The organism is Silvanigrella aquatica, assembly GCF_001907975.1.
GTDB lineage: Bacteria > Bdellovibrionota_B > Oligoflexia > Silvanigrellales > Silvanigrellaceae > Silvanigrella > Silvanigrella aquatica.
Genome location: NZ_CP017834.1, coordinates 162,669 through 183,498, shown reverse-complemented (window position 1 = coordinate 183,498; position 20,830 = coordinate 162,669). Strand labels below are relative to the sequence as shown.

17 protein-coding genes and 1 other RNA gene are annotated in these 20,830 nt (G+C 32.3%); 10 read left to right on the top strand and 8 right to left on the bottom strand.

Annotated elements, in window-relative coordinates; all coding sequences use genetic code 11:
- Window positions 1-18: 18 nt before the first annotated feature.
- The 4 genes from AXG55_RS00785 to glyS are packed head-to-tail and all read right to left on the bottom strand — an operon-like array spanning window position 19 to window position 8,022.
- Window positions 19-1,593, bottom strand: coding sequence for a Ppx/GppA phosphatase family protein (locus AXG55_RS00785; RefSeq protein ID WP_148696253.1), 1,575 nt, complete (start codon window positions 1,591-1,593; stop codon window positions 19-21).
- Complete coding sequence (gene ppk1, locus AXG55_RS00780) at window positions 1,593-3,920, bottom strand: polyphosphate kinase 1 (protein ID WP_148696252.1); 2,328 nt, start codon at window positions 3,918-3,920, stop codon at window positions 1,593-1,595. The genes AXG55_RS00785 and ppk1 overlap by 1 nt, the downstream gene beginning before the upstream one ends.
- Window positions 3,898-4,869 (bottom strand): bifunctional riboflavin kinase/FAD synthetase, encoded by a 972-nt coding sequence (locus AXG55_RS00775; RefSeq protein WP_148696251.1) that lies wholly within the window; start codon window positions 4,867-4,869, stop codon window positions 3,898-3,900. The genes ppk1 and AXG55_RS00775 overlap by 23 nt, the downstream gene beginning before the upstream one ends.
- 3 nt (window positions 4,870-4,872) lie before the next feature.
- Entirely contained in the window at window positions 4,873-8,022 is a 3,150-nt protein-coding gene (glyS, locus tag AXG55_RS00770; RefSeq protein ID WP_233231276.1) for a glycine--tRNA ligase subunit beta, read from the bottom strand.
- A 281-nt stretch (window positions 8,023-8,303) separates the two neighbouring features.
- On the opposite strand from glyS, the gene rnpB reads away from it, so the two are divergent.
- From rnpB to AXG55_RS00755, 3 genes are all read left to right on the top strand, one after another.
- Window positions 8,304-8,656: RNase P RNA component class A (rnpB, locus tag AXG55_RS00765), an RNA gene on the top strand.
- Window positions 8,657-8,736: 80 nt separating this feature from the next.
- Window positions 8,737-9,978, top strand: coding sequence for a methionine adenosyltransferase (gene metK / locus AXG55_RS00760; RefSeq protein WP_148696249.1), 1,242 nt, complete (start codon window positions 8,737-8,739; stop codon window positions 9,976-9,978).
- Between the two features lie 305 nt (window positions 9,979-10,283).
- Window positions 10,284-11,069: a hypothetical protein gene (locus AXG55_RS00755; protein ID WP_148696248.1), complete on the top strand. Its 786-nt coding sequence runs from the start codon at window positions 10,284-10,286 to the stop codon at window positions 11,067-11,069.
- A gap of 20 nt (window positions 11,070-11,089) precedes the next feature.
- On the opposite strand, the gene AXG55_RS15095 is transcribed toward AXG55_RS00755, so the two are convergent.
- Window positions 11,090-11,446 carry an SdpI family protein gene (locus AXG55_RS15095; protein WP_148696247.1) on the bottom strand — a complete coding sequence of 119 codons (357 nt, stop codon included), beginning with the start codon at window positions 11,444-11,446 and terminating at the stop codon, window positions 11,090-11,092.
- A gap of 204 nt (window positions 11,447-11,650) precedes the next feature.
- Here AXG55_RS15095 and AXG55_RS00745 point away from each other — a divergent pair, with 204 nt between their 5' ends.
- Complete coding sequence (locus AXG55_RS00745) at window positions 11,651-12,388, top strand: alpha/beta fold hydrolase (protein ID WP_148696246.1); 738 nt, start codon at window positions 11,651-11,653, stop codon at window positions 12,386-12,388.
- 122 nt (window positions 12,389-12,510) lie between these two features.
- On the opposite strand, the gene AXG55_RS00740 is transcribed toward AXG55_RS00745, so the two are convergent.
- Window positions 12,511-13,344, bottom strand: a complete 834-nt coding sequence (locus tag AXG55_RS00740) for an Rpn family recombination-promoting nuclease/putative transposase (protein WP_233231275.1) — start codon at window positions 13,342-13,344, stop codon at window positions 12,511-12,513.
- A 235-nt stretch (window positions 13,345-13,579) separates the two neighbouring features.
- On the opposite strand from AXG55_RS00740, the gene AXG55_RS00735 reads away from it, so the two are divergent.
- The 4 genes from AXG55_RS00735 to AXG55_RS00720 all read left to right on the top strand — a co-directional run bounded on the left by AXG55_RS00735 (window position 13,580) and on the right by AXG55_RS00720 (window position 16,809).
- A complete protein-coding gene (locus AXG55_RS00735) occupies window positions 13,580-14,404 on the top strand; it encodes a hypothetical protein (RefSeq protein WP_148696244.1) in 825 nt (274 codons plus the stop codon).
- A 76-nt stretch (window positions 14,405-14,480) separates the two neighbouring features.
- Complete coding sequence (locus tag AXG55_RS00730) at window positions 14,481-15,587, top strand: DsbA family protein (RefSeq protein ID WP_233231274.1); 1,107 nt, start codon at window positions 14,481-14,483, stop codon at window positions 15,585-15,587.
- An 88-nt stretch (window positions 15,588-15,675) separates the two neighbouring features.
- The gene (locus AXG55_RS00725; protein WP_148696242.1) at window positions 15,676-16,452 is read left to right on the top strand and encodes an enoyl-CoA hydratase/isomerase family protein; all 777 of its coding nucleotides are present in this window, start codon (window positions 15,676-15,678) and stop codon (window positions 16,450-16,452) included.
- 18 nt (window positions 16,453-16,470) lie between these two features.
- Window positions 16,471-16,809: a 2Fe-2S iron-sulfur cluster-binding protein gene (locus AXG55_RS00720; protein WP_148696241.1), complete on the top strand. Its 339-nt coding sequence runs from the start codon at window positions 16,471-16,473 to the stop codon at window positions 16,807-16,809.
- A 31-nt stretch (window positions 16,810-16,840) separates the two neighbouring features.
- Here the strand turns inward: AXG55_RS00720 and AXG55_RS00715 are convergent, their stop codons facing one another.
- Window positions 16,841-18,073, bottom strand: coding sequence for a hypothetical protein (locus tag AXG55_RS00715; RefSeq protein WP_148696240.1), 1,233 nt, complete (start codon window positions 18,071-18,073; stop codon window positions 16,841-16,843).
- Between the two features lie 281 nt (window positions 18,074-18,354).
- Entirely contained in the window at window positions 18,355-19,536 is a 1,182-nt protein-coding gene (locus AXG55_RS00710) for an F-box protein (protein ID WP_148696239.1), read from the bottom strand.
- Between the two features lie 151 nt (window positions 19,537-19,687).
- Here AXG55_RS00710 and AXG55_RS00705 point away from each other — a divergent pair, with 151 nt between their 5' ends.
- Together AXG55_RS00705 and AXG55_RS00700 are read left to right on the top strand one after the other, a co-directional pair.
- Window positions 19,688-19,975: a transposase gene (locus AXG55_RS00705; RefSeq protein ID WP_148696238.1), complete on the top strand. Its 288-nt coding sequence runs from the start codon at window positions 19,688-19,690 to the stop codon at window positions 19,973-19,975.
- 14 nt (window positions 19,976-19,989) lie between these two features.
- Window positions 19,990-20,826: an IS3 family transposase gene (locus AXG55_RS00700; RefSeq protein ID WP_148696237.1), complete on the top strand. Its 837-nt coding sequence runs from the start codon at window positions 19,990-19,992 to the stop codon at window positions 20,824-20,826.
- Window positions 20,827-20,830: the final 4 nt, after the last annotated feature.

The following is a 20,830-nucleotide window of genomic DNA, read 5'->3' as shown; positions in this document are numbered from 1 at the left end:
TTTCCAAATAACTTAGAATTATTGTTGCAAAACGATTTCGAGAGAACATGAGAATATATTTTCGAATGCTTTTTTCTCAATAGTAGCCTCATACATCTCGAGTTCAATATCATGATTCGCTCTCAAATGCACGGATAAGCACATTTTTGATAGCGAGATATCCTGCATCACAATCTCTTGTATTTTACCCTGACGCCCCCTGTCTAAAGAAACAGCAAGTCGTAAAATGGACGCGCAAATATTTACAGCCTTCTGAATTTCTTTATCGAAATCGCAATAAACTTCATCATTATCTCTTGGCATACGCTTTCGGTGATAACGTACAATAGTCGCAATAATTTGCATTTCACGCGTCGTAAAACCAGGCAAAGACGCATTGCGAATGAAATAAAAGGTATGTTTATGGTGCCCTGTGTGGCCAATAAATAAACCACACTCATGAAGATAAGCAGCCGATCTTAAAAACTCACGCCAAGCACTTGGCAAAGAATGCCTAGAAGATAATTGATCAAATAAACTTACGGCAAAAGAAGTAATATGAAAAGCATGTGCTTCATCAATATGAAATTTCTGCCCAAAAGAACGCACAGAGCGCCAACGCACATCACTGGTATCGCCTTGTAACCAAACACCATCGCGCAGCATTGTATCAAATAAAATACCTTCACGTAACGCTGTTAATGAAATAGTCCATTCACGAATACCCAATATTTTAGTAATAGAACTTAATACAAATAAACCAGCCACAATTATGTCTGCTCTTTTAGCATCGAGACCAGGCAGTTGTTTCCGTTCCTTTAATGATCGCGCTCTTAATAAAGCTTCTTTAGCGACCCAAATTTCTTTTGCAGTTAATGTTGAGCCATGCATTGTTTGCAGGGGTGGCGAATTTGTAAGCCCTAACACCAAAGATTTCACAGCTTTAATTGTCCCTGAAGAGCCCACAGCATAATCAAATCCAATGCGCTCAACTTCAGACAAAACAGGTTCCAATCGTGTATTAATATAAAGCTCGAGAGCTCTTAAATGTTCGTCTCCCAGAGGATCCGTATGAATAAAATTCTGAGTCAAACGCACGCAGCCCAGCTTGAGAGAGGTAGCAAAGCGCTCCTCACCCCATTGCCCCACCACAATTTCTGTAGAACCACCACCGATATCGACAATTAGTGTTGATTTTGATTGAATGGGAAGCCCTTGCTGCACACCTAAATAAACAAGACGAGCCTCTTCATGCCCCGAAATAATTTCAATATCAATTCCTGTTTTTTTATATAATTTTGCAACAAAGTCAGCAGCATTTTTTGCTTCACGCAAGGCACTTGTTCCTACAGCACGAATTTGTGCACGCAGCCCATCCGCAATTTCTTTCATTTTCTTTAAAGCAGATATAGCACGACTTAAGGCATCGTTTGTTAAATTTCCATCTTCATCAAGAGACGCAACTAAACGGACTTGATCTTTTTCAGAAGCAATAATCGTAAAGGAATTCGTTGTTTCCATATCAACAATCAGCATATGAATGCTGTTTGATCCGACATCAATAGCGGCAATTCTTTTTTTTTCAAATATTTTTTTTTCGGGGAAATTAATCATTATTTTTTCTTCTTTTTCTTGATGTTTTTTGGTTTAATTTCCTCAACAACCAAAGAAGGAATAAATCTTTCAGGAATGCGATCAAAATCTTTTTTCTCAAGAAGAGGTTTAATCGCCAAATCATACGCTATAGATTTAATACCATACCGTCTTGCATTTTCAATAAATTTATCTTGGCAGCGAAAGACCTTTTCATTTGGTAACGGCTGATTTCTAATATATGTGCCATCACACTGCATTTCATGACTTTTGCAATTGTCAAGAAGATAATTATTTAATATATTTGTTAATTTAGATTTTAATTCGGATGCTTCTATCGGCCAAAGCACCTCAATACGCCTGTCCAAATTTCTTTCCATTAAATCGGCGCTACCACAATAAATAATGGGATCACCGCCATTTTTAAACCAATATATTCTTGAGTGCTCCAAATACCGATCAATGACACTAATCACACTGATATTTTCAGAGACACCAATAATGTCAGGTTTTAAAATACAAACACCCCGAATAATTAAGTCAATTTTAACACCCTTTTGACTTGCGCGATAAAGAGCCTGACATAATTTAATATCAACTAAAGAATTCATTTTAAAAATAATATGACCTGGGTTTTCTTTAGAATGTTTTCTTTTTTCAGTATCAATCATTTGAATAATTTGTTCACGTAGACGGAATGGTGCAACTTTAATTTTTTCAAAATGAGGAATTTTTAAGCTTGTAATATCCTGATCGCGAAGAATATTAAAGCCTGTTATAAAATTAAATAAATTTGCAATATCATCACATATAATAGGATCCGAAGTCAAATGACCAATATCTGTATAAAGTTTTGCAGTTGAACTGTTGTAGTTACCCGTTGATAAATGCACATATTTTTGCAGATAATTATTTTTTTCTTTGCGAACGACTAATGTACATTTTACATGAGTTTTTAAATCGATAAATCCAAAAACAACATGGGCACCAGCACGTTCTAATTTTTTTGCCCATTCTATATTATTTGCTTCATCAAAGCGTGCTTTTAATTCCACAACAACAGTAACTTGCTTGCCACGCTCCGCCGCATTTGAAAGCGCTTCAATTATAGGAGAGTCGCCCCCAGAACGATAAAGTGTTTGTTTGATCGCTAAAACTTTATCATCCTTTGCAGCACTTCTTAAAAAATCGAGGACACTGGCAAACGAATCATAAGGATGATGCAATAAAATATCACGCTCACGAATAATTTCAAAAATATCTCTATTTGCATCGGCTAAATTTAAATTTAAACGAGGATTAAAAGCCGCATCTTTTAAATGTGAGTCTACTCTTTCTATTTTTAAAAGAGGAGCTAAATCACGAATATTAATCATGCCTTCAATTTCATATAAATCAGAAGAATCGAGATCAAGAACAGCGGCGAGTTTGTTGCGTAACCAATCGGGCATATTTTTTTCGTATTCTAAACGAACAACTTCTTTTTGCTCGCGATCTTTTAACTCAAATTCAATAGATTTCATTAAATCTTTAACTTCATTATCTAGTAATTGATAATCAAGATTTCTTGTTACCCGAAAAGCATAAGCCCCTGTTACTTTAGTCCAAGGAAACAAGGAAGGCATATAGTTTTTAATAAGTTCATCTAATAAAAAATATCTATGCTTATATGTTTTCTGCGAAATAGGAATGAGCCGTGAAATTTTTTGCGGAATTTCAACCAATGCGAGTAGGGGCTCTCCATTTTCAGAAATACCTTCAAATGTCACCGCTAAATATAAGGATAAATTTGATAAATATGGAAATGGGTGAGCAGGGTCTATCGCAAGAGGAGTTAAAACAGGAAAAACTTGGCTTTCAAAATGAGAATCGAGTTTTTCTTCTTCTGTGCGAGTTAATTCTGTTACTTCTGCAATTGAAATATTATAATTTGCTAACTCAGGCAATATTTGAGAATGCAGACATTTAGAAATTCGCTTTAATAATCCTCTTACTTTTATAGCCACTTCATCAAGTGTTTCTTCAGATTCTTCATCATCATAATCATGAGCACTTGGCTGAGCCACAAGCCTTAATAAACCCGAAAGCCTGACCATAAAAAACTCGTCAAGATTAGATGAAAAAATAACACAAAACTTAAGACGTTCTAGTAAAGGAACCGTTTTATTTTCAGCTTCCGTTAATACTCTTTCATTAAATGAAAGCCAAGAAATTTCCCGATTAATATAAAGATCGGGATCATCAAGAGGTATTTGTTTATGAACTGAAAATTCTTTAGGTGTTTGATGCGTAATAAAATGGGGTAATATTTTTTCTATATTTTTTTCAGAACTGATTAACTTTGTCATTGCGATTATCCATAAAAAATGATCGTGCTTCTTGCACATCCTTTGCTATTTGTTCTTTAAGTTGCTCAATCCCAGTAAACTTCATTTCACCCCTAATAAATTTTTTCAAATGAAATTTCACTTTTCGTGAATAAATGTCATCTGAAAAATCGAGAATATGTGCCTCAATTTGCAATTTTAAGCCACTTGCAATTGTAGGCCTTACTCCACAATTCATGACAGCAGGTAGTAAAACACCATCGGAATCAATTTCAACGTAACAAGCATAAACACCATATTTTGGAATAACAAGTGCATCATCCAGCTCTAAATTTGCCGTAGGAAAACCCATCAATCGGCCGCGCTGATCGCCCTTGACGACCACTCCTGGAAGAAAATAAGGACGACTTAAAAGTTTTTCAACTTCTTCGGCTTGTCCTTGTGCAATAACTTGTCTAACAAAAGATGATGAGACTACTTGATCTTCGTATAACTTAAATGCAGGAGTTTGCCTAATATCCCAATGTTCTTTTTCCGCGAAAGCTTTCATGTGCTCAAAATTACCTTTCCGTTGCTTACCATAACAAAAATCATGACCAAGCATAACTGCGCTAATATTAAAATTTTGCTTTAGCCAATTACAAAATTCATCTGCAGATAATAACGAAAACTCTTTTGTAAATTTTTGAACAATAACAGCATCCACACCAGATTTTCTTAATAATTCTATTTTATCCGATAAAGTATTTAGAAGTGGTTTAGGGTTATCTGCAGAAAAATAGGCAACAGGATGTGGATCAAACGTCAAAACAACAATGGGATTATGATTTGATATTTTTTTTAATTCATTTATAAGGTAACAATGCCCTAAATGAACTCCATCAAAATTTCCAATTGTTAAAGCAATTGCATTTTTTTGCTCAATTACTTTAACATTCCCATACGTTTGATAACTTTTTACACTAGTCATAAATCATTGTACCTGAATAAGTGAAAAATCGGCTACATCTTCGTACAAAGAACATATTTTCATTAGTAGACAGAGTCTGTTCTTTTTTAATTTTTCATCAGGATCATTTACCATGACATTTGCAAAAAAGATAGCCATTGGTTCTGTCAGACTCGCAAGAGAAATAAGAACTTGCTTGTAATCTGCATTTTTTATATGAGATTGAATTCTTACCTCAAGGCCTGTTAATTTTTCGTACAATGTTATTTCTTCTTGGGTTTTGAATAATGAAATATTAACTTCCGCAGAATTCCATCCCTGAGTTAGGTTTTTTGCGCGCTTATATGGAATTAAAGCTTCCATTAATGAGCCCTGACCAGATTGACTCAGTGCTTTTGCAATTTCATTTGCAAATATTCTTACTTTATATAACGGCTCTTGAATAAGCTGAACAGAAAGGGCTTCTACTGAACGCGGATCAAATTCGCCATCCAATGCTGCTTTCATACGATCTAAAATAAAAGAATGAATTTTTAATTTATTTTCTTTTGTCACGTTATTATTTTCAGAAATAACAGAAAGGCAAATATCAACAACTCTTTCTAAAGAAACGGAAATGCTATTGTCTTCGCCTTTTATTCCTAATAAACGAGCAACACTTAATGCCAATCGCCTCATTCCAAAAGGATCTTTATTGCCTTTAACTTCAGCGCCGTGACAAATCATCATACATAAGGAGTCGATTTTATCTGCAAGGGATAATATAACAGCTTCTTGCGATGATGGAAGTGGAGATTGAGCTCCCACTGGCATATAATGCTGCTCAATAGCTCGTGCAGCAATGTTCGATTTTTCTTGATTATTTAAAACATTTTGTTCCCTTGCTAAAATACCGCCCATGACGCCTTGCATCTCATCGGGAAATTCTTGCACACAACCTGATTTTAAATCGGCCTTACATAATTCTGCCGCTTTTTCAACAATAGAAATATCTAATTTTTGTGGTAATTCATGGGCAATTAAAGCTACTATTTTCTTTAATCGTTCCGTCTTATCTAACAACGATCCCATTCCTGCTTGAAACAATTGATTGCTTAAGCGATTGCGAAATTCGGAAATGGGAGTTTTCAAATCAGTGTCATAATAAAAGGCGCCATCTTCAAGTCTGCCTATAACAACTGTTTTGGTTCCTTCAATCATCTCTTTTTCGTTGTTACATTTGTAGTTTGCAGCACCAATATAATAAGGTAATAATTCTTTTCCATCCGTTGTTTCTACTGAAAAATAATTCATGTGCTCACGTAACACACTCGAAATAAGAGGTTTTGGCAAACGCAAATATTTTTTATCGAACTCAGCAATAAATACAGAAGGATTTTCAAATAAACCCACGCATTTTTGAAGTAAGGATTCATCATTTTGAAGTTTACCATGTACTTTTTGAGCAAGTTCATTTGCTTTTTCAGAAATGTGGATTCTTCTTTCATTAACAGAAGAAGTGACAAAAATATTTTTAAGAATATTTTCATAATCCTTTGCATATGAAATAACCGTTTCTTCAGAATGCAATATGCGTTGACCGCATGTTTTGCGCCCTGTATTTAATCCAAACATTTCAAAAGGTATGACTTTATCTTCAACTAAAGCTACAATCCAGCGAACAGGACGAATAAATTGAGGACTCACTTCCGCAGGAAGCCATTTCATTTTTAAAGACGCTTTAAGTTCATAACACCATTCTTTAAATTTTTCAGACAAAAGACTTGGAAAATCCCGCCCTGAAAGATGTTTTTGCGCATAAATAAATGTACCGTCGCTCTTTGTTTTAAAAGTAACAGAGGAAGGTTCAATATTATTTTTCTTACAAAAACCCATTCCCGCAGGACTGAGCGAACCATCTGCGCTTTTTGCAATGCGCTCCACAGGTCCCCAAATTTCTAAAACTTTAGACTCTTCTTCTTTTGGAATATTGTTATACTGAATGCTAATTCTTCTTGAGGAGATTTCTACTTTATACCCACCATGAATGGCTTTAGGTAAATCTTTAATATTATCCTTAATTTCAATCCAATTTAATTTCTCTAAATTCACAAACTCATGAATTTTTTGTTCCAATTCTGCTTTTGCATTTAATTGAAAGCTTGGAGGCATTTCTTCGACGCCCAATTCAAATAAAACATTTATTTTTTCTTTGTTTGCAAAGTCAGAAATATTTTTATAATGATTTGTTTCTTTATTTTCTGTTACATTATAAATAATTCCATTACGGTAAATGGGTTTTCTTGCGTCCGTATCGAGTCTATTTAACATAGGAAAACCAAGTTTTTCCCTTGCTGCGCGGTATTGTACCGCACACTTTTTAGCACAATCACGAACGCGACCTATGTAACGTTGTCTTTCTGTAACAGAAATAGCACCACGCGCATCCAGCAAATTAAACGCATGTGAAGCTTGTAAAACATAATCATATGCAGGTAAAACCAGATCTTTTTCACAAAGTTGTGCTACTTTTTCTTCGCATTTTTCAAAATGCCTAAAGAGTTCTCCAGTATCTGCTTCATTAAAGTTAAAATGAGAGAACTCATATTCGTTTTGATAAAAAATATCGCCATAGGTAAAATGATCGTTAAAAGGCATATCGAGAGCATTATGATACCCTTTGGAGTACATAAATAAACGCTCTAAGCCATACGTAATTTCTCCGCAAACAACATCGATATCAAGACCACCTAATTGTTGAAAATAAGTAAATTGTGTGACTTCTTGTCCATTGGCACGGATTTCCCAGCCTAAACCCCAAGCCCCTAATGTAGGACCTTTCCAATCATCTTCAAGTAATCCAATGTCGTTATTTTTTAAATTTACACCAACATGTTCAAGTGATTTAAGAAAAATATCAACTATATTTGATGGAGATGGTTTTAATAAAACCTGTAATTGATAATAATGCTGAAAGCGATATGGACTTTTTCCGTAACGACCATCAACGGGGCGACGGCAAGGTTGTACATAAACAGAACGCCACGGCTCAGGGCCAACGCCTTTTAAAAAAGTATGCGGGTGAAAGGTTCCTGCGCCCATATTTGCGTCGTAAGGCTGACTCCAAATACAGCCATGATCAACCCAATAATTGCAAAGAGCTATAATAAATTCTTGAAAATTCTTGATTTCCACTAGCATCACCTTTCACACGAAAAAATATCCGAAATAGGCCACGATCGATTGTTTACACTAAGAAAAAGATTAAGAAAAGAAAGTTAACCTCGACAGTTGCTCTTTAATGCAACTTTTTGAAACTTTTCTTAATTAAAAAGAGAAATATGCTACAGAGGATAAATTGCTTTAATAAATACGAAAATAATAATTAATATTGAAAATCCTTGTTCTATGAAAATTATAAAAATATTTTGAAAACTTCCTTGCTTTGACCTTGTGGAGATATTAATGGTGTCAATTCGGGTAATTCAACTACAGCGCGACCTACTTTTGGTAGGAGTGAGGAAAGTCCGGACTTCATAGAGCAGGATGCTGGTTAACGACCAGGCGGGGCGACCCGACGGAAAGTGCAACAGAGAACACACAGCCGAAGCCGCAAGGCTGGCAATGGTGAAAACGTGAGGTAAGAGCTCACGGACTTGGCTGGTGACAGTCAGTCTGGCAAACCCCATCCGAAGCAAAGCCAAATAGGGGTGGAGAGCTGGCTCGGCTCGTTTTACACTCGGGTTGGCTGCAAAGAATGTTGCGGCAACGTAACGTCAAGAGAAATTGTAGTTTTAAACAGAATCCGGCTTATGGATTGCCCGTAATTAAATTTTCTATGACTTTTTTGTTACTTTTGAAGTGATAAAGTAACTGTTTTGCAGCGGTTGATATGAAAGGAAATTGAATATGTTTCAACGCTCGCTCTCTCTTTATTCCTCTTCACCAGAAATTACATATTTTACATCGGAAAGCGTCAGCGAAGGACATCCCGATAAAGTTGCCGATCAAATTTCTGATGGAATTCTCGATGAACTCTTAACTTTCGATCCCAAAGCACGCGTTGCTTGTGAAGCACTTTGCAAAACAGGATTGGTTGTTGTTGCTGGAGAAATTACTTTAAATCCAGAAACAGTTCATGCAAACGAAGCAAAATTAAATCGTAAAATAAAAAGTTATTCTGACATCGCACGCAATGTCATTAAAGAAATTGGCTACGACGATCCCAACAATGGATTTGAATACAGAAGCTGTGGCGTCATTGTTGCTGTCGATCAACAATCTCCCGACATTGCACAAGGTGTAAATGAAGGCGAAGGTTTACATAAAGAACAAGGCGCCGGCGACCAAGGTATGATGTTTGGTTATGCTACTAACGAAACACCAGAATTTATGCCTGCTACTTTACAATATGCCCATTCTATTTTGCGGAATTTATCTAAAGCACGCAAAGAAGGCAGTGTAAATTGGTTACGTCCTGATGCCAAATCTCAAGTGACTGTTGAATATCACAATGGTAAAATGAAAAGAATTGATACCGTTGTTGTCAGTACAATGCACACCGATGACGTCAACCAAGAAACAATTCGCAGTTTCGTTATTGAAAATATAATTAAAAAAACAATTCCTGCAAATTTACTTGATTCCAATACTAAGTATCATATTAATCCTACTGGAAAGTTTGTTATCGGTGGGCCACAAGGTGACTGCGGCTTAACTGGTCGTAAAATTATTGTTGATACCTACGGCGGACACGGCGCTCACGGCGGCGGTGCTTTTTCAGGAAAAGATCCTTCCAAAGTGGACCGTTCTGCTGCTTATATGGGTCGTTATATTGCAAAAAATATTGTTGCCGCAGGCTTAGCTGACAAAGCTCTTGTACAAATTGCTTATGCTATTGGTGTGGCGCAACCTGTCAGCGTAAATGTAAATACCTATGGCACTGAAAAAGTAAACCGCGTTAAAATTGAAAATGCGGTGCAGAAAGTATTTAATATGACTCCCGCAGGCATTGTAAAAACATTCGATCTTTTAAATCCTAAAGCCAACGGCTTCAATTACCACGAAACCGCTTCCTATGGTCACTTTGGCCGCAGCCACTTCCCATGGGAAAAGCTCGACAAAGTAGAAGAACTTAAAAAACATGTTTAATTAAATTTTGTTTTTTAGATTTAGAAAATCTCCTTTCATAGAATGTGATTGGGGATTTTTTTATTGCAATTCATGAAATATGTATTTCCCGTTTCATGAATATTTTTTATATTTTCTGGATAATTTAATGGAAAAAATTTTAGCGCAGCTTTTAAAAATATAACATTTTATAGATAAAAGTAAATATAAATAAGTTTTTTAGGAGTTTGATTTTTAAATTTTATCATGAGAAAAATTAAGTATTATTTTCATTTATTTTGAAAATAATAGATAAATATATTTATACAATAAAACAGGGTGCTATCATGAAAGAAAAGAATTTACTTTTAATTCCCATAACTATTTTAGCTATCTCACAACTTTTATTTTCATGTAGAAAAAATGGCGACAAAGAAAATAAAGCCAATAATAAAGAACAAAAAATTGAAGAAAAGAAAATCGAAGAACCAAAAAAAGTCGATGAAGAAGCACCAATTGAGAGTCTTGAAGAGGCTATTCCTAAGGATAATTCCGAATTTATTATGCATAATACAGACATTAAGCCTTTCTTAAATGAAGATTTGATTCAACCTTCATGCTTAAAGTCACAAAATAAATATTATAATTGTGACTTTTCTAATTATACAAATAAAGCACTAACTAAAACAAAAGTATTTACATTGCCTATGGAATTTAGAGTTTCTTATTCGAGAAGCACTTGCGGTAGCCGATTTGAAAATGGGGAATTTAAAGAAGGTAATTTTAAATTAAAACTGAAAACCCCACACGATACAAGAAGTATCTTCCCAGGAAATTTTAGAACTAAACTAACAGGAACTTCTCTCATCCTTAAAGATGAAAATCCTTGGCTAACCAATAATGTAGGTTTTTTCGACCCTTGCTTTTTTATGATTCGCAAAATTGAGATAAATTTTTCTGATTCTGCTAAAGAGAAAATTAAATCTAGTTTAGAAAAAAATGAGGACGGTTTAAATTTTAAATCAATATTACAAGAAATTGAAAATGAACCTCATTTCGACAAAACAAGTTTAGAAAACTTTAAAATCCAAATTAAAGACAAATTAAAAAAACAAACTGAGCAAGCTATTTAAAATTATTTTTTAAATTAAAATCAAAGTTTATCTTCCTGAAGAGTCGTTAATGCAAAAGAAAAGAATATGCTAAAGACAAAATAAATTAACAATAAAATATCGAGCAATAAAAATATTTCTTTTCCCAAATTTATATTAATATACTTTAATAAAAACAAAATAAAATTGAGAAATAAACTAATTATCTGCGTTATAGCAATATACTTTGCTAATTTTTTATTTAAAATGCGCCAATTGGATAAAGAAGACATGCTTTTACAAGTACGGTATCCCACCCATTTATTTATTTTTACTTTTACAATAAGGAATGCAACAATTAAAAAGATGAAATTTATTATTCCGTATTCAATATTAGATTGGTAAAATTTGAAATCCATTTTTAATTAATCTTTAAACCCTGAATCAAAATAAATTAGACAAAAAGGTATTTTCAGTTTATATACCTGTGAGGCCAGATCTGTCTATTACGAATTAAGCTTTTCTTTAAGAAACGGTATTAGAAATAATATCAAAGGGAAAAAAATAATAATCTAGTGAAGATATATAATCTTAAATTGGAATCATAAAAATAGGACAATCTCATGATAAAAGTTCATTTTATTCACGGATTTTTAGGATTTCCCTCCGACTGGGATTCTTTTAAAGAAGACATGAATGAATATAATTATAAATTTCATTCCATTTCAGATTATATGTCACCTCATTCCAATAACGAAAATTCAAAGTTTGTTTTATGGGCAATGAAGTTCAACTCTTCTGTTTTTAAAGAGCCTATAAAGAATAAGAATATTCTTATAGGATATTCACTGGGGGGAAGACTTGCTCTTCACGCCTTAATTCAAAGCAATAAATGGGATGCTGCTATTATTGTTTCTGCAAATCCGGGGCTTTCTCATGAAGCTGAAAAACAAGCGCGTATTGCAAATGACATTGCTTGGGCTAATCGCTTTTTAAATGAAAAATGGGAAAATGTAATGGAGTCGTGGAATTCTCAAGGGGTATTTTCGAATATGAAAAATATCCTCACCCGCGACGAAAAACAATTTAATAAAAATGAAGTGGCATCCATGTTGACGGATTTTTCTTTAGGAAAACAAGAAAATTTAAGAGAGAAAATAAAATCATTACATATCCCAATTCTTTGGCTTGCAGGTGATAAAGACAGTAAATTTGCAAATGTCACTATGGAAATGAAAGAATTAATTAATACAATTGAAATAAAAATTATTGCAGATGCGGGACACAGGATTCCTTGGGAAAAACCTAAGGAGTTTAAAGAAGTTTGTTTCAATTTTATAAATAAAAATTTAATAAAATGATAATCATGAACTCTATAAAAAACTCTATTGAAGAATATTTAAAACAAATTCGGTGTATAAAAAAGTTTCTACCTATTATACTTCTCCCACTTCGCAAAGTTCAATGCAGAAATGAGAGTTCTTTAATTTTCTGAAATTTTTTTAATTTCTTCCATAGATAAATTTGTCACTGAAGCAACGAAATCAATTGGCATGCCTTTTAAAATTAGATTTTTAGCCACCACTTCCACTCCTTCTTGACGGCCTTCCTGACGGCCTTTCTCCTCCCTATAACGAATTTCTGTGGCATAATCATGCAAATATTTTTGCCTGGAATCATAGTAGGCTCTGGTTTCTGGATCGTGACTTAAATATTCTAACTTTTCTTGTGCTTTTAAAATTACGGGATTACCCATGGCAATAATCTCCTCTTTTTGAGCGCCTTTCAAAAAGCGCATCCAGTTTGCAAGTTCATTATATGATGCTTTGAGTGGTTTGGGAACTTCTAAAAAGATGATTTGAAAATCATTGGAAAATATTTTTTGAGTTTCCATATCCACAACATTAAGTTTTGTCAAAAAAGAATCTTTTTCATTGAAAAGTTTAAAGTTTAAAACATGAATGCATATTGCAGGTCGCAGCAAATTATAATCTTCTCCTTTTTTTAATTGATTTTCATATAACTTTGCCCAATAATACAAACATCTTTTATCATATTCATGGGTACAGCACATTTGCACTTCTATATTTAAGTAACTTCCGTCATTTAAATGAGCTAGGACATCAAACCTGGATGATTTATCTAAAAGACTGTTTTTATTCATCTCCGTATTTATAAATTGAGCCGATATTATTTTATTTTCATTTTCTAAATATAATATTTTATTTACAAAATCTATAAAAATATCTTCATTTTCTCCAAAAATTCTTTTAAAAACATAATCAACCTTAATATCTAATAATTTATTTTGTTCCAAACCTAAATCCTTTAAGTTAAAAGAAATGAGAGAATTAAATATTTAACTCTCAATAAATTTAGATATGATTAAATTAACATTAAAACTTTTGTTGTTCAGAAAGTGATCAGATGAGTTGAAAAATAGGAAGAAAATAAAAATCACATTTTCAATTTGAAACACTTCATTATTTACAGATGCTTAAAAAAAATATAACTTGATTGCATTGAAATGCCCCATTTTGAGAGGAGTTAGCATGAACGTTTCATTTCAATTAAAGATTTTAGTCTCAATTGTTAGCATAAATACAATATTTTACAATGCTTTTGCAGAAGAAAATAAAGCGCTTCTTCAAGAAAATTCTCATGAAATGAAAATGACGATTCAGGAAAATAAGTTAAGCGTTTCCTTCCTTGATGATTTATGGGAGCAGAGACAAACAAAAGAGGGTGCTAAAAAAATAGCTGAGTTTTTATTGAGTGATCCGAAATTGCCTCGTGATTTTGAAATCAATTGGCGCCTTGCCCGATTAGTCTATTATTCAGGAAATTTTACTCTCATTCAAAAATCACAAAAAGAAGAAAAATTAAAAGTTTTTAAAATGGGTTATACTGCAGGTGAAATAGCAAGAGAGTTGGAACCTAAAAGGGTAGAAGGCCATTACTGGTATGCTATAAATTTGGGCTCTTATGGTCTTGAAAAAGGAATTTTTTCTGCTCTCAATAACGCCAAACCAGGACGCGACGCCTTACTTGAAGCCGTAAAAATTGACCCCACCTATCAGTGGTGCGGTCCTTTAAGAATTCTGGGGAGATACTATCAAGAAGTTCCTGGCGGCATCATTTCCTTTGGGGATAAAAAAATTGCGAAAGAATATTTTGAAAAAGCAATAGATTCCTGCCCTGATTTTCGAATAAATACAATGTATTTAGGAGTATTAAAAGAAAAAACAGGAAATAAACAGGAAGCCTTAGAGCTTTTCAAAAAAGCTCAAAAATTACCTGAACTCGACGGTAAAAACGAAGAAATGAGATACGCGAAGGAGCTTGCTGAAAATATCAAAAATGTGCAAAATATGTAGTCTATGCTTGATTCGCCCTTCTTAAGTGCATAAGAAAGATTGGGCGTGATTTTTTATGCGTTTAAAGGAGTGTTTCATGTCTTCAGGAAAGTTTATAATTGGCGGAATATTTATTGCCGCAGCAATTGTTGGCTCAATTCCCTTATTTTTTCACGATTACAAAAAAATTGCAAATAATTTACCTGGATTCTCATCATCTGCTCCAGGAAATAATAAAAATTCAGCTGCGACTTCTGATGTTCTTGGGAAATACAATGGCATTACATTGAAAAGAACGGAACTGACAACTCAGGAAAAACAAGCTCTTTTTGAAGCAGAAAGTCAAACCCATAAAGCCATAGAAAATATTTTAGCAAAAAGATATTTCGATGAAATTGTTAAAGACTATATGAAGAAGAAAAACTTAACGAACGCAAGCGCTGCTGAACGAATGTTTATTCAAGAGAAATCATCAATATCTCTTGAGCAAATTAAACAATTTATTAAAGAAAATGCTGATAATGCACAGCTTAAAGGAAAAACTTTCGAACAACAGGAAGCCTTAGTTAAGCCTTATTTGCAAAATCAAGCGGCTGGTTCCTACTTTAGAGATTTGGTAGCAAAAGCCGTATCTGAAGGCGATATTGAAGTCACCGGAGCAAGTAAACCCTCAACTCCAAAAGTAAACATCGATATCGGCAATTCACCTTCAAAAGGCCCTAAAGACGCTCCCATTACCATTGTCGAATTTGCCGATTTCCAATGTCCTTATTGCGCGACAGCTCAACCAACAGTTGAAGAAGTATTAAAAAAATACAAAGGCAAAGTTCGTTACGTCTTTAAAAATTATCCCTTGGTTCAAATTCATCCCGAAGCCATTCCTGCTGCCATTGCAGCAGAATGTGCTAATAAACAAGATAAATACTGGCAAATGCACGATGGCTTATTTGAAAATCATAATAAATTAGGTGAAGAAACATATAATAAACTTGCTCAAAATATTGGCTTAAAATTAGATGAGTTTAATAATTGTCGTAAAGATACTTCCGTTCGGGACAAAATTAATGCGGAAATGGAATACGGACAAAGTCTTGGGATAAATGCTACTCCCGCATTTTATATCAATGGAATTCAGTTAATGGGATCCTTACCTAAAGCTGAATTTGAAAAAGTGATTAATAGTGAATTAGCTTCTAAAAATTAAAAATAATCAAAAATTGCCTGATTATTTTTAATGAAGTAAAAATGCCATAGAGTTTTTCTTATGGCATTTTTTATTAGGAGAAGAAATTATGAGCGATAGATTTACCAGCTTAGAATTCAATGGCAAAAAAGCTATTCTTCAAATTAATAGACCTACTCTTCTGAACTCATTAAATTTTCAAGTATTGAAAGAAATTCATGACCACTGTTTATTGTTAAAAAACAATGCTGATATTCAAGTTGTCATTGTCTGCGGTGCAGGAGAAAAAGCCTTTGTTGCAGGCGCAGATATTAAAGAAATGTTAGAATTTAAAAGTAACAAAGAAGCACAAGATTTTTCTGAATTTGGTTCCAAAACATTTTCATTATTAGAAAACCTTCCTCAGATTGTCATTGCCCGCGTTCAAGGCTTTGCTTTAGGAGGAGGTCTTGAGCTTGCTTTAGCATGTGATTTTATAGTTGCCTCTGAAAAAGCAAAATTCGGATTACCAGAAGTGACTTTAGGACTCATTCCTGGATTTGGTGGCACACAGCGTCTAGCTCGCCGTATAGGAGCTTCAAAAGCTATTGAGTGGATTTCTTCGGCAGAAAAATACAGCGCTGCCGATGCCCTTTCATGCGCTCTCGTCAATCACGTTGTAAAACAGGAAGAACTGAATTCTTTCACAGATCAATTATCTGATAAAATTATTAAAAATGCCCCCACAGCGATACGCATTGCCAAAACAGTCATAAGACAGGGATTGCATTGTCATTTAGAATCGGGTTGTGCTTTAGAATCAAAAGAATTTGGCAATCTTTTTCTAAAAGAAGAATCTCATGAAGGCATGCAAGCATTTATTGAAAAAAGACCTGCAAATTTTTAGATTATGAAAGAATGAGCCATGGAAAAAATCCCTTCTGCTGAAATATTATCTAAATCAGTTAAAATTACCGTATTAAATAAACTGGGTAAAACCATAGATGAGTTTGATATGAGGGCGGGGACAAATCTTTGGGTTTTTCTAAGAAAAAGAGGACTTCCCATTGGAGCGGCTTGCTCGGGTGTAGGCGTGTGCGGCGCTTGTCACGTTAAAGTAATCTCTAGTGATATGAATTCTATTTCTGAGAAAAATGATTTTGAAAAGGAAACGCTCATAAAAAATCAAAAATCAGAAAAGGAGCGCCTTGCTTGTTTATGCCGCGTCTTTTCTGATATTAAAATACAAGCGGATTATTGGTAATTTAAAAGTGTGACAAAGGATAATATTAATTTTATTGTATAGAACATTTGCAAGTGGGATCATCAAGCTGATAATTGCCATTCCTAAAGGTATTATAGTCTGATTCTAAAAGGCTATAATCAATAATTTTATCCCAAGAAATTTTTCCTTTATAAAATTTATTTAGAAATGTTACAAATTCATATTTTACTAAACATTGCTTCGAAAAAAAAATGGGACTAGATTCTGAAGGATCAATTCGATGACTTTTTAAAGAAATATTTCGTATTGATTTTAATTTTCTTAAATGTTTTAATCTAATAAATCCTCCTTCTATATCAATGACTTCAACTTTATTTAAATTTTGTAAAAAATTTAAATAAACATTGCTAGGAAGATTGATTAATTTAATGTCTTTTAATTCTTGAAAATTTTCTAACTTACCCAAAAAAGATTTATTATTCAAATCGAGCACATATGCATAATAACCCAACATAGGATATCTATCTAAGGGATCATTACTTATATATTGTATTATTTTTTTTTCAATATTTGGAAGACTAAAACCTGAAATTAAATTATGAATTAAAGTTATATTTTCATGTTCAATATATAAAAATTCTAAATTAGGAAAATTTTCATTTAATAGTTCAATTAAGCCAATTTTATTTTCAAAAAATCGAACTACTGGAAGATGATAATAAATTCTATAAATTTCAAAAGCATGTTCTCTTGAATTATGTTTATTAAGAAATAAATCATACCTCTTATTGTAAATATAACTCCAAAAATCATCTTGATTTAGAATTTTACTTTTCTGATGTTCTTTATATATCTCAATTATAAGTTTTTGATCTGGAATTATTTTGACAGATTTTATTTTTTTCAATATTTTTGATGGAATAATTTTTAGATAAAGAGGAATTTCAAGCAATAAATTTCGGGTTGTCCCTTCAATATATGGAATTGGCTCATCCTTTAAATAATAAGCTAAATTTAAAATAAAATTTTCTGAAAATTTCGTTATTTTTATACCATCTATTTGTTTTCCTTCTTGATGTTTTGCTTTACTAGTATATTCTAAGTAATCAATAATATCTTTTCTATTAGTTAAATTTGTGTTTGCCAAATTTAAAAGTTCCTCATAATCTAACTTATGAAATTCTTGGAATGTTAATTGCATTGATAATTCTAAATTTTCTGTAACTTTAGAATCTGAAGCATACAATAGATTCATATTATATGTTAAAAAAAAACTCATTAGGATTACTAATATAAATTTCATTTTCAATCCTTTATCTATTAAACTAAAAATATACTTAAATAATTTATTTTATAAAAAGTCAACAATGAGACATATAATCTCAGAATTTCTTAAATTTTAAAAAAATTTTCGCCGCAGATGATTATTAAGAAATGTAAAAACTAGGATTAATCTGTAAATTTAAAAATTATTAAATTATAGAAAAATTTTTATAAATAAACAAATAAAATAAGTTATCATTAGGGTATGAGCTCAATCAGAGAACTTTAAGTTAAAGCGCCTAGACTGAATATAATTTGTCATTAAAAAGAAAGTCTCGATTCAAAGCGATAAAAATCGTGTTCTAAGCAATCAACATCAATGATTTGATTCCAATTATTTTTCCTTTTATAATATATATTTAAAAATGATGAAAATTCATATTTTCTTAGATACTGCCTAAAGAAAAAGGATGCATTATCATCTAATGATATTTTTAAATATATATTTTGTATTGATTTTAAGTTTTTTAAATTTTTCAGTAGAATGTTTCCGCCTTGTATTTTAAGGGACTCAAGTTTATCTAATTCTTTTAAAAAATCTAAATAAACATTTTTGGGCATATTCATTAATGTAAGCTTTTTAAGTTTCTTGAATTGACCTATTTTATCTAAAAATTGAGTATCATAAAATTTGAGAATATAAAGATAATTATATTTGGCATTGATTCGAAACAAAGGTCTCAAAGTAAGAAGTGGATAATTTTCATTATTAAACCCTGAAATCAAATGATCAATTGAATTTGTATTTTCATGCTCAATATATAAATTTTCTAAAGTAGGAAATTTCTCTTTTAATACGTCAATTAAGTAAACCTTATCTTCAAAATATTTTACCACAGGGAGATCTTTATAGATTGAATATATTTCTAAATCAGCTTTTTGTAATAGCCCTCGATCTCTATTTAAATCGGGTCTATTATTGATAATATATTGTGAAAATTGTCTTTGATTTTCAATATTTTTCTTTAAATTTTTTTGTTTAATTTCAAGCAGAATAGCTTGATCGGGAATTATTTTAACAGATTTTACATTTTTCAATTTTTCTGCGGGAAAAGTTGAAAAATAAATAGGAATTTCGTTTAATAAATTATGAGTTGTTCCTTCAATATGTGTTATTGACTCACCGCTTATATAATTAGCTAAATTCAAAATAAAACTTTTAGATAGCTCACCAAATTTTTTATTTATTAAAACTCCCCTTTTATTGTCTTTAACTTTGTAAATATAACTTAAATACTCAACAATATCTTGTTTATTAGAGGTATTTATTTCTGCCATGGCTAATAATTCTTTATAATCTAAATTATTAAAAATTTGTATTTTTAATTCAAATGGTAAATTTAAAAATCCTGAGTTTTCTTCAATGTTAAAATCCGATGCATGCAAAGTGTTTTTATTAAAAGATAATATTAATATTAGCATGCAGATTAAAATATATTTCATTTTAATTCCTCTCATTCTTAAAAGAAAAAAGAGTTAAATAACTAATCCTATTGAAAGTCAATACTGATCAATAGAGAGTAATAAATTAAAGTGATTCCTTTTAGTGGACAATATGCTATGAACTTAGGCGTTCATATAGAAGGGTTGTCCCATGGTAAAGAAGAAATCAGTTAAAAGTCAATATTCTCTTGAGTTTAAAAACCAAGTCCTTGAAGTCTTAGAAAATAGCCCTAAAAGCATGGCTCAGATAGCTAGGGAGTTTGAGGTTTCCTACCCCACTCTGAATAGCTGGAAGCGTTCTATTGGCGAAAAGGAAAATTCAAATATAAAGAAAAACTCTGACGAATTGAAAAAGCTAAAGCGAGAATACGAGCTTTTAAAAAAGGAAAATGAAATCCTAAAAAAGGCGGCAAGCTTCTTTGCAAAGCAACTCGATTAAAATACGAGTTTATATTGCTAGAGAAGCTTAATTATCCTATTCTTTTACTTTGCAAAGTAATGTGCGTTTCTAAAAGTGGATTTTATAAATGGCTTGAGTGTAAAGATAAAAATCATCAATTTGAGTTTAGCCTTGAAGAAGAAATAAAAAAAATACATACTTCTTCAAGGGGTACATATGGAAGACGGCGAATTTTATCAACACTTAAAAAGTCATTTATTAAAGTTGGAAAAAAACGAATATCCAAGATTATGAAGAAACTAAATCTGAATGGGGTCGGCAAACCTAAATTTAAAACAACAACAAAGGTTGATAGGCAAGCGATACATTTTCCGAATTTAATTTCAGGGGATTTTACTTCCTATAAGCCCAACGAACTTTGGACCAGCGATATTACTTATATTCCAACGAAAGAGGGCTGGGTTTATTTGTGCATAATATTGGATACTTTTTCAAGAGCAATAATTGGTTGGAGCATGCAAGATAATCTAAAAAGAGAAATTGTTTTGAATTCACTAAACATGGCATACAAAAAAAGATCTCATTTTCCAAATGGAATAATTTTTCATAGTGACAAAGGATCACAATATTCAAGTAAAGAAGTTAGAAAATATTTAAAATTAAATCATTTTCATCAAAGCATGAGCAATAGCTGCTATGAGAATTCTATTACAGAAACATTTTTTTCCACTCTAAAAAAAGAATTGGTACATCGATGCAATTTTCTTACTAGAAAAGAAGCAAAATCTTCGATTATAGAATATATTGAGGTGTTTTATAATCGAATTCGTGCGCACTCTGCCCTTGATTATCTTGCACCATTAGAGTATGAAAAAAATTATGAAATTTAACCGT